Genomic DNA, 14,998 nt, shown 5'->3' with positions numbered 1-14,998 from the left:
AGCGGCGATGGCGCCGCTTCGCGGCGTCTGCCTCTGGCGGCAAATGCGCCCAGTATGGGGTGGAAACAGCATCATCATTGACCGGTGAGACGCTTTATGATCGGATCCGCGCGAACAAATAAACATATTCGCATGGACGTATGTTATGGGAACACTTGCCCGCGCCGGCTTTGGCATGGCTATTGGCGGCGTCTCACTGGCGCTTCTGTTTTCGGCAGCCGGAATTCTCAACGAGGCCTGGCAGGACCGTGTCGGCGCCGCCAGCAAGACGAAGCAACCCCGGGAACGCGCCTATTCCGTCACCGTGGCAACGCTTCAGCCCGAGACGGTCTCCCCTATCATAACCGCATATGGGCACCTTGAGAGCGGACGGACCCTGGAGTTGAGGGCGGCCGTTGGCGGAAAACTCGTGTCGCTGTCGGAGAATTTCCGCGATGGCGGCGTGGTCGCAGCGGGCGACGTGCTGTTCGCCATCGATCCCGCACGGCTCGAAACCGCCGTGGCGCTGGCCGAAACCGATGTCGCCGAAGCCGAGGCGACGCTGGCCGAAGCGGCCTCGGCGCTGGAGCTTGCGCGGCTCGAAGCGGAGGCTTCGAAGGAACAACTGGACCTCCGTCAGCAGGCCGCCACGCGCCAGGAAGGGCTGCGCGAGCGCGGCGTGGCGACGGAAGCCGACCTGGAGGCCGCGACTCTGGCCAGGGCGGCTGCGAACCAGACCTTGCTGAACCGCCAACAGGTCGTGGCCGGAGACGAGGCGCGGCTGGCACAGGCCGCGATCACCCTGCGCCGCAAGACCATCGCGCTCGACGAGGCGCGGCGCGACCTCGCGGAAGCGGTGCACCGCGCGCCCTTTGCCGGCGTGGTGAGCGATGTCACGGCGATCGAGGGCCGGCTCGTTTCCGCGAACGAACAGCTGGGGGCGCTGATCGACACCGGAGAACTCGAAGTGGCCTTCCGGGTGACGAACAACCAGTATGCCCGCCTGCTGAACGACCAGGGACAGTTGCGCAAGGCCGATGTCGAGGTGCTGGTCCCACGCGGGCGCGCCACCACCGTGCTACCCGCGAAACTGGACCGGGCGGGGGCTGAACGTGACGAAGGGCAGATTGGCCGCCTTGTCTATGCGCGGCTGGTCGATCCGGACCCGAATTTTGTCCAACAGGGCGATTTCGTGACCCTGCGCATCCCGGAACGCCCGCTCGATGGCGTGGCGCGCATCCCGGCCACGGCCGTGACCACGGATGGAAAGATCCTGCTGATCGGCGAGAGCAACCGGCTGGAGGACCACCAGGCGCAACTGCTCCGTCACCAGGGCGACACGGTCATCGTCGGCGATGTTCCCTTCGGACGGCAATTCGTCACGATCCGCGCGCTGCAGCTTGGCCCGGGCATCATGGTCACGCCGGTGGAGCCGAAACCCGAGGGCGCAGCCGCCGCCAGTGCCCCGCCCCCCGCGCCCGAGCCCGACATGATCGCGCTGGATGACACACGCCGCGCCGCGATCGTCGCCTTCATCGAGGCAAGCGACCAGATGAAGCCCGAGAAGCGGGAACAATGGCTGGCCGAACTGGCGCAGCCCGAAGTGCCCCGTGCCACGGTCGAGAGATTCGAAGCCAAGATCGCGGAGAGCCAGTGATGGTCGGGCAATCGAACGGCCCCTTGGGCTATTTCACCCGCCACAACACGGCGGCGAGTTTCGTCATGGTGGTGATGCTGGTCCTCGGCCTCGTGGCCACCACCAAGATCCGCTCGCAGTTCTTTCCCGACGTGGTGATCGACACGGTCACGGTAACGGTCGATTGGGACGGCGCGGGCCCGGAGGAGCTGGACCGTTCCGTCGTGGCGCTGCTGGAGCCGGCCCTGCAGGGTGTCGAGGGGGTGTCCGAATCCACCGCCGTTTCCAAGGACGGCTCGACCACGGTCACGCTGCTGCTGGAACCCGGCTGGGACATGGCGCGCGCCACCGAAGAGGCGAAGGCCGCCGTGGATGGCATCAAGACGCTCCCCGAGAGCGCCGAGGAGCCGGTCGTGCGCCGTGGCACATGGCGGGACAAGGTGACGGAGGTTGTCCTCTGGGGGCCGATCGCGCCGGACCAGCTCGGGCGGATTGGCGATGAGTTCGTCTCGCGCCTCTACCGCGAGGGGATCACGCGCGCCGACATTTCCGGCGTCGCAGCGCCGCAGATCGAGGTCGACGTGCCGGAAGTGTCGCGCATCCGCCATGATATCTCGATGCAGGAAATAGCCGAGGCGATCGCGGGCGAGGTCGATACCCGTCCGGCCGGCGAGGTGTCAGGCGGCTCGGTGCGCCTGCGTGCCGGCGACGAGACCCGCGATGCCGATGCGATCCGCAACCTTGTCGTGCGGGTGAACCCCGATGGCTCCAAGCTCTACCTGCGCAATGTCGGTCGGGTGAGCGTGACCGGCGCGGATGCCGGGCGCGCCTATTTCATCGGTGAAGACCCGGCGGTGCTGGTCCGGGTGGACCGCTCCCCCGAGGGCGACGCGATCAAGATGGAGGCCACCGTACGCGCGCTTGCCGACGAGATGCGCGAAGAGCTGCCCGAGGGCGTGCAGATCCACCTGATCAACACCCGCGCGCAGGACATCACGGATCGGCTCGACATCCTGATCGAGAACGGCCTGTCGGGCCTCGCGCTGGTGCTGATAACGCTGTTTCTGTTCCTGTCGGCCCGCACGGCCTTCTGGGTGGCGATGGGCATCCCCGTCTCCATGCTCGCGGCCATCGCCGTGATGTATGCTGCGGGGCTGACCATCAACATGATGTCGCTCTTCGCGCTGATCATCACGCTCGGCATCGTGGTCGATGACGCCATCGTCGTGGCCGAACATGCCGACTACCGCCACCGCAGACTGGGCGAGAGCCCTGCCCTCGCCCCGGTCAACGCCGTCCGGCGGATGCTCGGGCCGGTCTTCAGTTCCACCATCACCACCGTACTGGCCTTTGTCGGGCTGCTCTTCGTCGGCGGTGGCTTCGGCCGGCTGATCGCGGACATCCCCTTCGTGGTGGCGGCGGTTCTGATCGCGTCGCTGGTCGAGAGCTTCGTCATCCTGCCCAACCACATGCGCCACGCGCTGGAGGCTGGCTCGAGGCGGCGCTGGTATGACTGGCCGTCGACACAGTTCAACCGCGGTTTCAACTGGATGACCGAAACCCTCTTCGCGCCCCTCATGCAATGGGTCATCCGCCTGCGCTACCTCGTGGTGTCGGCCATGTTGCTGCTTCTCGCCGTGTCCTTCTCCTCGGTTCTGCGCGGCGACGTGCCATGGGCCTTTTTCACCGCCCCGGAGCGCGGCTCGGTCACCGGCAACTTTGCCTTCCTGCCGGGCGCCACCCGCGAGGATGCCCGCGCCATGGCCCGCGAGCTGGACCGGGCTGTTGCCGCCGTGGCCGAAGAGCTGACCGCCGTGGATGGCAGCTCGCCTGTCGTGCATTCGCTGACGCAGGTCGGCGGTACGGCCGCCAAGGGCATCCCGGGCGAGTCGACGATGGATCCCGACACGCTCGGCTCCATCGATATCGGCCTTGTCGGTGCTGACCGGCGCGACTTCTCGGCCCAGGAATTCGTCCGCGCGCTGCAACAGGAGGTCGCGCGCCCTGCCGGGCTGGCCCTGCTCTCCTTCCGCAGCCAGGGGGCAGGGCCGGGCGGCGACTCGCTGGCCGTGAATTTCTACGGGACCGACTCCTTTGCCCTGAAAACCGCCGCCGAGGCGCTTTTCGCCGCGCTCGGGGAGTACCCGGAGGTCACCGGCCTGCAGGACAGCCTGCCGCTCGGCAAGGAAGACATGGTGCTCAAGCTGACGCCGCTGGGCGAAATGCTCGGCTTCACCACCGACGCCATCGGGGCCGAGCTGTTCGCCCGGCTGAACGGCGTGACGGCGGCCGAATTCCCGGCCGGCACCCGCACCACCGAGATCACCGTGCGCCTGCCCGAGGCGGAACAGACGGGCGACTTTCTGCTCTCCACGCGCATGCGGACGCCGAGCGGCGAATGGGTGCCGCTGAGCGCGATCGTCACCACCACCAGCGCGCCCGCTTTCTCCACCGTGAACCGGGAGAACGGACGCCGGCTGGTGACCATCACTGGCAGCCTGGCCGAAGACAGCCCCGAACGCGCCGCCGAGATCGGCGCCGCGCTCCGCGACAGCATCCTGCCGGAGATCGCGGCGCGGCATGACCTCGACTGGGAACTTGGCGGGCTCTCGATGCAGGAGCAGGATTTCCTCGGCGAGGCGATGATGGGGTTCATGCTCTGCATCCTCGGGATCTACCTCGTGCTGGGCTGGGTGTTCGGAAGCTGGTTCCAGCCGCTGATCGTGCTCGCCGTCATCCCCTTCGGGCTGATCGGGACGATCTGGGGGCATGCGCAATTCGGCCTGGCCATGTCGCTTTTCACCATCATCGGGCTGATCGGCATGTCGGGGATCATCATCAACGATGCCATCGTGCTGGTGACAACGGTGCAGGACTATGCCCGCCGGATGGGTGTCGGCGCGGCGGCGATTGCCGGGGCGAAGGACCGGCTGCGCCCGATCCTGTTGACCACGCTGACCACCGTGCTAGGCCTCGCGCCGCTGATGTTCGAGCAGAGCCGCCAGTCCTTGTTCCTCAAGCCAACGGTGGTCACGCTGGTCTACGGCCTCTCGGTTGGCTTCTTCATCGTGCTGCTGATGGTGCCGGCGCTCATGGTCATCCAGTCCGACCTGGCCCGCTCCCTGCGTTCGCTGAGACGGATGCTCTCCGCCCCGCACGGCCCCGGCGCGATCCGGGCGTTGACGCTCGGCGCGCTCGCGACGATCGTGGCGGTCAACCTGGCGCTGTTCTGGCCCGGGCAGGAGCTGGCCGCGCGGCTACTTGCCACGAGCGGCGCTGCCCTGCCCGCCGGGATGGCCGCGCTGAGCCTCTCTGTCCTCGCAGCTTTCGTCATCGCGGCGAGCTACATGCTGATCCTTCGGCTCGCGACCCGCAAGCCGAAGCCCTAGACCCTGTTAACGGACCACGTGTCCCATTGATCCGCGAACCGCGGCATGCCCTGCTGCCACCACCTGACGAAAAGCCCGCTTAAGTGACCAAAGAGACCACAAGACCGAGAACCAGACCCGCCGGAAACACGCTCTTGCGTGTTCTGGCGCTGGTGACGATGGTCTTTCAGGTGGTCGTTACGGCCGATCACCTCGGCGCCTCGGCGGCGCGGGCTCTTGGCACGGCGCCCCCCGGCACCGGCCTCGGGATCATGGAGATCTGCAGCGGGGACGGCGTTGCGCTCATCAATCTCGGCGGTGACGGGCAGGATTGCCCGGTTTGCGTAAGCGCCGCCGTCGCGGATTTCGGCGACAGCACCAACGCGACCGCACCCGATTTCGCCATCGTGCCGCTCGCCCTGTCGCTTCACATCCCGGCCCGGGACGACGTGCCCGCGCGGCGTCCCGGGCGTGCCATCTCGATCCGCGCGCCCCCAGTCCTGTCCATCTGACACCATCGCATCGCAAGCTTGCCACATTGGCCGCTCGCCGCTTCCTGTGGCGACGGTTCGTCCGGTCAAGCCGCGGTCAAAACGCTCGGCATGGCATTTCGGCATCCCACCGACCTGCGCGAGCATTCAGATAGAAAACCAACAGGACAGACAGACATGAAACGTCGTGATTTCATCCTCACAACCGCCTCCGGTGCGGTTCTCGCCGCCGGCACGGCTTCGGCCCAGGCCAAAATGAAGACCCCATGGGACTGGACCGACGAGAACGGGCTCGCCCGTTTCCTCAAGGAAGATCCGAACCCGCTGGAAAACGAGTTCGAGAAATACCCCCGTTGCCCCTATTGCGGAATGATGCGCCAGCAGTGGAGCCATACGCGCCACCTGATCCATTATGAGGACGAGACGGTGGATGCGACCTGTTCCATCCATTGCGCCGCGATCAGCCTGTCGCTCAACATGGATCGCGGCCCGCGCGTGATCTATGCCGGCGATGCAGGCGCCGGGGGCGAGGTGAAGCCGCTCGCGGACACGGCGGAGATGGCCTATGTCATCAACCCCGCCAAGATGGGCACAATGACCAAGGTCTCGAAATGGGCCTATGCGGACAAGGCCGCCGCCGAAGCCGCCGCAGCCGAGGCGGAGGGCACCTCCATCGTCGGTTTCGACGATGCGTTGCGCGCCGCCTTCGCCTCCATGGCCGAAGACACGATCGCCATCCGCAAGCGCCGGGCAGAACGCCGCGCCCGCGCCGCCAACTGACGCGTTCCGGTCTGCCCGGCCCGGCGTCGGGCAGACTGCCCTTCCAGCAAGACGGATCCCGCCATGTGCCATCACGGCTCCCCCTGCGCCCATCGCCGGCGCCTGCTCGCCAGCCTGCCCGCTGCTGCCCTTCTGGCCGGTCTCGGCCTGCGCCCTGCCCGCGCCGATGCGCCAAAGGTCGAGCTGCCCGCCCCCGGCCCGCGCGACACCTGCCCCGTCTGCGGCATGTTCGTGGCCCAATATCCCGAATGGGTGGCCACGATCCTGTGGGATGACGGCATAGCCGTCCATTTCGACGGCGCGAAGGATTTCTTCAAGTATCTCGTCAATCTGGACAAATACGCCCCCGGACGCGCCACCGCGCAGATCGCGGGCATGGGGGTGACGGAGTATTACGGGCTTGCGCTGGTCGATGCGCGGGCCGCCGAATACGTGATCGGCTCGGATGTGTACGGGCCGATGGGGCACGAGCTGGTGCCGCTGGCCACCGACGCCGACGCGGCGGATTTTATGAAGGATCACAAGGGCAAGGCGCGGGTTACCTTTGACGCGGTGACAGACGAGATTCTCGCCGCCCTCGATGCCGGGACATTCGAGTGATGCGACGCACGAGCATCGTCTTCGGGTTTCTCGCCGCCGGCACCGCCATGCTGGCGCTCGCGGCCCTGCATGCCCGGATCGCCGCCGCCCCGGAACGGGCGCGAATGGCGCGCTCGGCCGCGCTGGTCCGCGCCGTCGGACTGACCGACCTGGCGCTGTTCACGGAGGCCCGCTTCACCCGCAACCCGGCGCTGGCGGATCTGCAGACCGCGTTTCAGGACGCGCCCATGTCCTTTGAGCATTTCCCCTCCGGCACCTTCGCCCCGCGCCCCGCGGCCGGTTTCGGGCGGGGAGAATTGCGCTTTGGCCCCGAGGAGGTGGCACGATGACATCCTGGCTGCGCCGCCAGCGCGCGCTGGCAGAATACACCCTCGCCGCCCTCGCCCGACGGCGGATCAAGAACACCGGGTTGCTGCTGATCTACGCGGTGGTGATCTTCGTCGTCGCCTCCGCCACGCTCTTTGCCACAGCGCTGCGCAAGGAGGCGGAGGTGGTACTAGCGGGAGCACCGGAACTGATCGTCCAGAACCTCGTGATGGGGCGGCATGACATGATCTCGGGCGAGGTTATCGCCGAGATCGACGGTATTCGCGGCGTGGCCGGCATCAAGGGGCGGCTCTGGGGCTATTTCTATGACCGGCTGAACGGCGCCAATTACACGCTGATGGTGCCGCTCGATCCCGACATGGCCCCGCCCGAGGGGCAGGCCATCATTGGCGAAAGCCTGCCGCGTGTGCGCGAATTGCCTTGGGAGACCGCGCCGCTCTTTCTCAGCCGCTATCCCGGCGATCTCGTCCGCTTCGACATTGCCGAGCGGCTTTCCTCCGAAAGCGCGCTGGTCTCGACCGACCTGATCCTGCTGAACGAGGCCGATTTCCGCGCCTTCTTCGAGCTTCCGGAGAATGTCTATACCGACATCGCGCTCTCCATCCGCAACCCGCGCGAGATCGACACCATCGTCGAAAAGATCGGCCGCCTGCTGCCGAATGCACGGCTGGTCACGCGCGACGAGATTGCCCGTACCTATCAGAAGCTGTTCTCCTGGCGCGAAGGGATCATGGTGCTGCTGGCCGGCGCTTCCGTGCTGGCCTTCGTGATCTTCGCCTCCGAAAAGGCCTCGGGCCTCTCGGCGGAGGAGACGCGCGAGATCGGCATTCTCAAGGCCATTGGCTGGGACACGGGCGACGTGATCGCCATGAAGCTCTGGGAGGGCGGGTTGATCTCGTTCAGTGCCTTCCTGCTCGGGACGGTGCTCGCCTATCTCCACGTCTTCGCCTTCGACGCAGGCCTCTTTGCCTCCGTCCTCAAGGGCTGGTCCGTCATCTACCCCGATTTCGCGCTGACACCGGGGATCGACGGCCTACAGCTCACGGCGCTCTTTTTCCTGACCGTGCTGCCCTACGTGGCGGCCACGATCGTTCCGATCTGGCGGGCGGCGACAGCCGACCCCGACCAGGTCATGCGATAGGAGGCGGCGATGATTTCGGTTCAATCCGTCTGCAAGACATATAACGAAGGCCGTCCCAGCGCATTGACCGCGCTCGATGGGATCGACCTGGAAATCGCGCGCAACGCGCTGACCGTGTTCAAGGGGCCCTCCGGCTCCGGCAAGACGACGCTGCTGTCGATCATCAGCTGCATGGCGCGGCCCACCTCCGGGCGGGTGCTGATCGACGGGCGGATGGTCTCCGGCCTGCCCGAACGCTTCCTGACCCTCGAACGGCGCCGTACCTTCGGCTTCGTGTTCCAGCGTTTCAACCTGATCCGTGGGCTGACCGTGTTGGAGAACGTGCTTCTGCCCGCCGCCCCGCTCGGCGGCGAGCCCCGCGCCGATGCCAAACGGGCGCTGGCCCGGCTGGAGATGCTCGGCATCGCCGGGAAGGCCGGGGAACGGGTCGAGTTTCTCTCCGGCGGCGAGGCGCAGCGCGCGGCCATCGCGCGTGCGCTCATCAACGACCCGCCCGTGCTCATCGCCGACGAGCCGACGGCCAATCTCGACACCGAGTTGGCCCACCGCTTTCTCGACATCGTGGCCGGGCTGCGCGCGGAGGGGCGGACGGTGATCATGACGAGCCATGACCCGCGGATCTGGGCCGCCGAACAGGTCGACCGCGTGGTGTCGATGCGCGACGGCCGGCTGGAGGAGAACGCGGCATGATCCTTCAGACCCCGATCCTCGCCCTGCTGCTGGCCTCCGCGCTCGCCAGCGCCGTCGCCCTCTGGGCGGCGTGGTTCGGCATCCGCCTGCTGCGGCATTGGGACCTGGCGAGCGGTAGTCAGACCCAGCTCGACCTGGAGCGGCGCACAGAGCTCGTCTCCACGCTGTTCGGCTTCGTCATGCTGGTCGAGATCACGGCGCTGTTCCTGCTCGTCTTCAATGCCGACCGCATGGCGGCGCTCTTCGTCGGTGCGATGTGCGCGGTGGGCACGTTCAACGTGAATGGCTGGGGTTTCCCCGCGCTCTACCTCAAGATCACGCTGTTCTTCGCCGCAGCACTCTGGCTGATCCTCGACCGGGTGGACCGGCTGGGGCGGGATTTCCCGCTGACCCGGCTCAAATTCGCCGCCATCCTCGGCATCGCGCCGCTCGTGCTCGCCGGTTTTGCAACCGAACTGGCCTATTTCCTCAACATGAAGACGGATGTGATCACCTCCTGCTGCTCGAAACTCTTCACGCCCTCCAACGAGGGGCTTGCGGCGGAGATGACCGGGCTGCCCCCCGCGCGCGCGCTTTGGCTGCTGGCCGCGGCGGGGGGCGCGGTGCTGGTCTCGGGGGCTGCCATCCTGCTACGCAAACGCGGCGAGACGCTTTTTGCCATTGCTGGCGCCGTTTTCTTCTTCGCCGCCCTCACGGCGATCGTCTCGGTGATCTCGCTCTATGTCTACGATCACCCGAACCACCATTGCCCCTTTTGCCTGCTGAAGCGCGAATACGGCTATTTCGGCTATGCGCTCTATGTCCCGCTCTTCGCAGGCACCGCGTTGGCGTTGGCCACGGGGCTGCTGAAAACCGTTGCAAACAGCGACAGCCTCGCCGGGGTCCAACCGAAGGCGATCCGGCACCTGACGCGCCTTTCCCTCGCGGGTTTCGCGCTGTTCGGCATTGCCGTTCTGAGGTCCATCACCACCTCCCAGCTCATTCTCTTCGGCTAGGTGGCAACATGCGACAGACCGAAGGAGCGGCCCCTTTTCTTCCCCCGTAAGCAACCCGATAGGCCTTGACGCGAAAACCCTGTAATCAGGCTTGAAATGCCGCGTTTCGACGGGCAGTAGGGATACAAATGGTCAATGTTCTCATCGTGGACGATGATTCCGACATCCGGGAAATCGTCCGATACGAACTGGAAGCTCAGGGATGGGGGGTCGAGGAGGCCGGGAGCGGCGCCGAAATCGGCGATGCAATCAGACGCATGCCGCCAGACCTGATCCTGCTCGATCTGCGCCTGCCCGATCAGGACGGGCTGATCATTGCCCAGCGGCTTCGCGCAACATCCACAATCCCGATCATCATGCTCACCGGTCTCGGCGGCGACGTGGACCGGATCATCGGCCTCGAGATGGGCGCGGATGATTACGTGGTCAAGCCGTTCAACCCGCGCGAGTTGGTGGCGCGGATCAAGGCCGTGCTGCGCCGCACCGGCACCGCCGAGACGCAGGCACCACCGCCCGACGCGCTCGACCACGATTGCCGCAGCTTCGGCGGCTGGATGATCGACCTGACCGCGCGGGTGCTCGAAAGCCCGACAGGACAGCCCGTGCCGCTCACCAATGCAGAGTTCCTGTTGCTCGAAGCCTTCGTGAAGGCGCCGCGCCATATCCTCAGCCGCGACCAGTTGCTGGAGCGGACACGTTCCGACGGCGGCGAAGTTTTCGACCGCACGATCGACGTGCTCATCCTGCGCCTGCGACGCAAGATCGAGCCGAACCCGAAGGCACCGCAGCTCATCCGCACTGAACGCGGCGCGGGTTACGTGCTCGATACGGATGTCCGCCGGCTGTAGGTTTCCAGCCGCAGGCGCACGGCCATCAGCAGTGCTTCTTCCGGGACCGGCTTGCGCAGCAGGTTCGGCAGCCCGGCCCCCGCCTCGCCCGGCGCGCCGGAGGTGAACAGCACCGGCAGATCGGGCCGCGTCTTCTCCGCTTCCCGCGCCAGGGCGAAACCGTCGATCTCTCCCGGCATGGCAAGGTCGGTATAAAGCAGGTCGATTTCCGGGATTTCCGCCAGCAGCTCCAGTGCCGTGGCGCCGTCGAGCGCGGTGACAACGGCATAGCCATGCGCGCGCAACTGATCGGCCGTAATTTCCAGCAGGTCCGCATCGTCATCGACAACCAGGATACAGGCATCGCCCGTGCCCTCGCCGCCCACCTGCTCCGGTACCGCCTCCGGCGCGGCGGCCTCCACGGTCACCGGCAGGCTCAGGGTCACTTTCGTTCCGATTCCGAGGGTGCTCTCGACCTGCACGCTGCCGCCCGATTGCTGCGCGAAACCGTAGACCATGCTGAGCCCCAGCCCGCTGCCCTTGCCAACGGGCTTGGTGGTGAAGAACGGCTCGAAGACCTGTTCCAGAAGCTCCGGCGCAATGCCGCTGCCGGAATCGGAGACGCAGAGCTCGATGAAATCGCCGCTGGCCGCACGGGTCGAGATCGCGATTTCGCCCGTGCCCTCCATCGCGTCGCGCGCATTGATGGCAAGGTTCATCAACGCATTCTCAAGCTGGCCGGGGTCGACACGTACCTGCGGCAGGTCCTCCGCCAACGTCAACCGCAGCATCACCGCCGAGCCGACGCTGGTTTCCAAAAGTTCGTGCATGCCCTGCACAAGCGCGTTGATGTCGATATTCTCCGGCGCCAGCCGCTGCCGGCGCGAGAAGGCCAGCAGCCGGTTCACAAGCCCCGCCGCCCGATCCGCGGCGCCCAGGGCCCGCTCCGCGCGGGCCTGCAGCTCCGGCACGTCGGCCGTCTCCCGTTCGAGGATGTTCAGATTGCCGATGATCACCGCGAGAATATTGTTGAAATCATGCGCGATCCCGCCGGTCAACTGGCCGACCGTCTCCATCTTCTGCGCCTGCAGAAGCTGGCTCTCGGTACCGCGCTGCTCGGTCACGTCCATGTGGATCGTGGCAAACCCGCCCTGCGGGATCGGGTTGGACCGCAACTCCAGCACCTGCCCGTCGGCAAACCGCAGCTCGTGGCGCTGCGGGTGCAAAAGGCGCCGATGCGACAGCGACACCATGTCGGTTTCCTCCCCATTGGGAAGGAAGGCCCGCACGCCGCGCGCGGCCAGCCGCCGGTTGACCTCCTCGATATCGGGGCGGTCCGAAATATCCGCCTCCTCAAGCTGGTAATGGGTCAGGTATTGCGGGTTCCAGGCCACGAGCCGACGTTCGCTGTCGAAAACGGAAAAGCCGTCCTTCATCGTCTCGAACGTGGCCAGAAGCAGGTTCGAGCGCTCGGCAAGCTCGCGGTCGAGCTGCTCCATCTGGAAGGCGTTGTCCTTGAACACCGTGAAGGCGCGGGCCAGATCGCCGATCTCGTCACGCCGTTTGGCACCGGGAACCTGCAGCTCCCGTTCGCCCGCGGCCAGCCGCGTCATGGATTCGGTCACGGCGGCAAGGTTGCGGCTCAGGGGCCGGATCACGAACAGGTAGGAAAGCCCCGCCGCGCCGAGGATCACCGCCAGCCCGATCAGCGCGAATTGCGAGTTGCGCGACAGGATGGTCTGGCGCAGGTCTTCGGTCGCCTCGGCCATGCTCCGGCTGGCGGCAATCACCCGGCTGTCGACGAGCTGCTTGAGCGCCTCGGCCCGTTTGCCGCTGTCTTCCAGCGCCGCCTCGGCCTCTGTCAGCGCCGCCAGTTCCTGCAGCCGCAGCGCCATGATGCCGTCCGATCCGGATTGCTCGGCAAAGGCCGCGACCGCCTCCGCGAACCCACTCCGTAGCCCGGCCGGAAGATCCCGCGTCAGCGCCTGGAGCTGGGCGACGGTCCGACTGTAGCTTGCCTGCGATTCCACCAGCGACCGCGGGTCCTCCGCGATCTGAGCCTGAAACAGCAGCGCCGTGACCTGATCGGTCAATCGCTCCGCCGCAAGCAGCGGCGCCTGCGAGCGGATGGCGATGCGGAACGTCGCCATGTCCGTCCCCATCCGCCCGCTGGTGATCGCCTCGATGGCAAGGATCGAGGGGCCGATCAGCTGCCGGACATTTTCCGCCTGCCCGCGCATGGCAAGCCGGCTGATTTCGAGATTTTCGGCATGAACGCTGCGCGCGGCCAGGGCGCGACGCAGATCATGCAGCCGCTCGGCCAGTTCGACCGACAGGGTCGAGACCTCGCCGGACAGCGCCTGAACGGATTGCAACGCCGCCGCCTCGTGGGCGAAGGCCTCCAGGTCCGCCGTAATGGCCTGTTCCGCGCGAGCCAGCGCCTCGGGCGTTCCCGCCGCCATGAGGCTTGCGCCGCGCTGCTGCAACCGCTCGCCGACCTGGGCAAGCCGCAACGCCGAGGTCACGGCCGGAACATCCCGCCCGGTCATGGTTTCGGTGACGGCGCCGATCTCGTCCAGTGCGCGAAACGCGGCAAAACTCGCCACCACCATCGCCAGCGACGACAGCGCCAGAATGAGCAGCAGGCGCCCCTGAATTCCCCGCAACCTCATGGCGCCTGTGCCTCCAGCCCCATGGCCTCGCGGTAATGGCGGCGCTGGCTGGCGCGGCCGAGCCGGTCGGTGATCTGGTCCCACTCCACGGCAGCGCCGGCCAGCGCCTCGGCGGGCGGCAACTCACCGGCGATCACGCGACCGATCCAGCGGTCCAGTGCCGCCATGTAGGCGGGATAGCCCGGAATACGCAGATCCCGCGCCGTTTGCGGCGAGGACAGGCTCTCGCGCAGCACACCGAGATATTCCCGCGCCTGCCGTTCCCCCATCAGTCCCGCCCAGCGCTCGAAATCCTCGATCTGGCTCAGCCGATAGGGGTTGAAGCCCGAGGCGCCGTCGGTGACGTCCTCATTGGCGCGTTCGGGCGCGGCCATCCAGGCGATGAAATCCCAGGCCGCGTCGGTATTTCGGGAGCCCAGCGGCACGGCGGCGATCCAGCCTCCGAAGGCGAGGAAAGGCACCGGGCGCGGGGCGCCCAGGCTGTCCCAGCGTTTCGCCTCCGGGTTCCAGACCTCCTGGCTCCCCGGCAAGACGAAGAATCCGACATCGCTGGTGATGGCAGATCGGTCGGGATCGGTCGCCACCAGTCCGATATCGGTCCAGTCGATGGCCATGGCCGCTCCGCCCAGCGCGAATGCAGAACGCACCCCGTGGCTGTCCAGCCCCGAACCGCCCTCTGTCTTCGCCTCGGCGGTCGCGACGGCGGCGAGATATTCCCGCAGCGCGCGCCGCCATGCCGGGTTGTCGATCTCGGGCGCCATGGTGTCGGGGTCGAAAAAGAAATGCCCGGGATGGTCGGGATGCGCGGTATAGGCGGCGGCGTGGCTGAACAGGTACCACAGCCGCTGCCCGCCCTCGGCCGAGGCTTCGAAGCTTCCCGCCAGCGCACCGCCTGCCGGCTCCGGCCAGTCGCGGAAGAACGCGGCCAGCTCGCCATATTCCGTCCAGCTGCGCGGCGGCGCGAGCGGCCGGCCATAGGCGCGCTCGAATGCCGCCTGCGCCTCCGGCATCTCGAACAGGTCCCGCCGATAGGCCCCCATATGCAGGTCGCCATCCAGCGTCACCGCCTTCCACTGCCCCTGCCAGCGCATCAGCGTGTCGCGATAGGCGGGGTGAATGCCCTGCACCAGCGGGCTGTCGATCAGCGCCTGCGGGACGGGCGACAGGTAGGGCGCGAAATCTGGCAGCCACGCGGCGGGAAAGATCAGCACATCCGCAGTCTCCCGCCCGGTAACGAAGCCGATCATGATCTCGCCATACAGGCCGCTGAATGGGCGCTGGATCACCGAAACACCCGTTCCGCGCGCTTGCGCGAAGCTTTCGCCATGGCGAATGGCCGGGCCGGCGATCGGTCCGCCATCGCGCGTGAGTACCTGCAGTGGCGCGGCTGCGGCGGGTCCCAGCATCGCCAGGACAATTACAAATGTTACGAGCCAGCGCATGTTCCGAGACATACTCCATTCATCTGGCGGCTGTCTTTGCCCGTCCTGAC

12 protein-coding genes are annotated in these 14,998 nt (G+C 66.8%); 10 read left to right on the top strand and 2 right to left on the bottom strand.

Going from position 1 to position 14,998, the window contains the following annotated elements:
• The first annotated feature begins 145 nt into the window (after window positions 1–145).
• The 10 genes from AX756_RS16340 (at window position 146) to AX756_RS16295 (ending at window position 10,855) form a co-directional block, all read left to right on the top strand.
• Window positions 146–1,636, top strand: a complete 1,491-nt coding sequence (locus tag AX756_RS16340) for an efflux RND transporter periplasmic adaptor subunit (RefSeq protein ID WP_068313884.1) — start codon at window positions 146–148, stop codon at window positions 1,634–1,636.
• Window positions 1,636–5,004 (top strand): efflux RND transporter permease subunit, encoded by a 3,369-nt coding sequence (locus AX756_RS16335; RefSeq protein ID WP_068313880.1) that lies wholly within the window; start codon window positions 1,636–1,638, stop codon window positions 5,002–5,004. The genes AX756_RS16340 and AX756_RS16335 overlap by 1 nt, the downstream gene beginning before the upstream one ends.
• Before the next feature lie 134 nt (window positions 5,005–5,138).
• Window positions 5,139–5,495, top strand: coding sequence for a hypothetical protein (locus AX756_RS16330; RefSeq protein ID WP_068313878.1), 357 nt, complete (start codon window positions 5,139–5,141; stop codon window positions 5,493–5,495).
• Window positions 5,496–5,651: 156 nt separating this feature from the next.
• Window positions 5,652–6,254 carry a nitrous oxide reductase accessory protein NosL gene (locus AX756_RS16325; protein WP_068313875.1) on the top strand — a complete coding sequence of 201 codons (603 nt, stop codon included), beginning with the start codon at window positions 5,652–5,654 and terminating at the stop codon, window positions 6,252–6,254.
• Between the two features lie 63 nt (window positions 6,255–6,317).
• Window positions 6,318–6,854, top strand: a complete 537-nt coding sequence (locus AX756_RS16320; RefSeq protein WP_082739147.1) for a nitrous oxide reductase accessory protein NosL — start codon at window positions 6,318–6,320, stop codon at window positions 6,852–6,854.
• A complete protein-coding gene (locus AX756_RS16315) occupies window positions 6,854–7,183 on the top strand; it encodes a hypothetical protein (protein ID WP_068313872.1) in 330 nt (109 codons plus the stop codon). Before AX756_RS16320 ends, AX756_RS16315 begins: the two co-directional genes overlap by 1 nt.
• Window positions 7,180–8,322, top strand: coding sequence for an ABC transporter permease (locus AX756_RS16310; RefSeq protein WP_068313869.1), 1,143 nt, complete (start codon window positions 7,180–7,182; stop codon window positions 8,320–8,322). The genes AX756_RS16315 and AX756_RS16310 overlap by 4 nt, the downstream gene beginning before the upstream one ends.
• Before the next feature lie 9 nt (window positions 8,323–8,331).
• A complete protein-coding gene (locus tag AX756_RS16305; protein WP_068313866.1) occupies window positions 8,332–9,012 on the top strand; it encodes an ABC transporter ATP-binding protein in 681 nt (226 codons plus the stop codon).
• Complete coding sequence (locus AX756_RS16300) at window positions 9,009–10,007, top strand: hypothetical protein (protein ID WP_068313863.1); 999 nt, start codon at window positions 9,009–9,011, stop codon at window positions 10,005–10,007. Before AX756_RS16305 ends, AX756_RS16300 begins: the two co-directional genes overlap by 4 nt.
• A 128-nt stretch (window positions 10,008–10,135) precedes the next feature.
• A complete protein-coding gene (locus AX756_RS16295; protein ID WP_068313860.1) occupies window positions 10,136–10,855 on the top strand; it encodes a response regulator in 720 nt (239 codons plus the stop codon).
• On the opposite strand, the gene AX756_RS16290 is transcribed toward AX756_RS16295, so the two are convergent.
• Window positions 10,822–13,506, bottom strand: a complete 2,685-nt coding sequence (locus AX756_RS16290; RefSeq protein WP_068313857.1) for an ATP-binding protein — start codon at window positions 13,504–13,506, stop codon at window positions 10,822–10,824. The genes AX756_RS16295 and AX756_RS16290 overlap by 34 nt on opposite strands.
• The gene (locus tag AX756_RS16285; RefSeq protein ID WP_231701083.1) at window positions 13,503–14,948 is read right to left on the bottom strand and encodes an ABC transporter substrate-binding protein; all 1,446 of its coding nucleotides are present in this window, start codon (window positions 14,946–14,948) and stop codon (window positions 13,503–13,505) included. The genes AX756_RS16290 and AX756_RS16285 overlap by 4 nt, the downstream gene beginning before the upstream one ends.
• Window positions 14,949–14,998: the final 50 nt, after the last annotated feature.

It is taken from the genome of Aliiruegeria sabulilitoris, from assembly GCF_001558155.1.
Taxonomy (GTDB): domain Bacteria; phylum Pseudomonadota; class Alphaproteobacteria; order Rhodobacterales; family Rhodobacteraceae; genus Tropicimonas; species Tropicimonas sabulilitoris.
Note: the sequence above shows the minus strand (reverse complement) of the source record. Positions and strands in the feature narration are given on the sequence as shown.

Bases quoted from the DNA above. Each gene is read 5' to 3' on its own strand.
- AX756_RS16340 (WP_068313884.1), top strand. From the start codon at position 146: ATGGGAACACTTGCCCGCGCCGGCTTTGGCATGGCTATTGGCGGCGTC.
- AX756_RS16335 (WP_068313880.1), top strand. From the start codon at position 1,636: ATGGTCGGGCAATCGAACGGCCCCTTGGGCTATTTCACCCGCCACAAC.
- AX756_RS16325 (WP_068313875.1), top strand. From the start codon at position 5,652: ATGAAACGTCGTGATTTCATCCTCACAACCGCCTCCGGTGCGGTTCTC.
- AX756_RS16320 (WP_082739147.1), top strand. From the start codon at position 6,318: ATGTGCCATCACGGCTCCCCCTGCGCCCATCGCCGGCGCCTGCTCGCC.
- AX756_RS16315 (WP_068313872.1), top strand. From the start codon at position 6,854: ATGCGACGCACGAGCATCGTCTTCGGGTTTCTCGCCGCCGGCACCGCC.
- AX756_RS16310 (WP_068313869.1), top strand. From the start codon at position 7,180: ATGACATCCTGGCTGCGCCGCCAGCGCGCGCTGGCAGAATACACCCTC.
- AX756_RS16305 (WP_068313866.1), top strand. From the start codon at position 8,332: ATGATTTCGGTTCAATCCGTCTGCAAGACATATAACGAAGGCCGTCCC.
- AX756_RS16300 (WP_068313863.1), top strand. From the start codon at position 9,009: ATGATCCTTCAGACCCCGATCCTCGCCCTGCTGCTGGCCTCCGCGCTC.
- AX756_RS16295 (WP_068313860.1), top strand. From the start codon at position 10,136: ATGGTCAATGTTCTCATCGTGGACGATGATTCCGACATCCGGGAAATC.
- AX756_RS16290 (WP_068313857.1), bottom strand. From the start codon at position 13,506: ATGAGGTTGCGGGGAATTCAGGGGCGCCTGCTGCTCATTCTGGCGCTG.
- AX756_RS16285 (WP_231701083.1), bottom strand. From the start codon at position 14,948: ATGCGCTGGCTCGTAACATTTGTAATTGTCCTGGCGATGCTGGGACCC.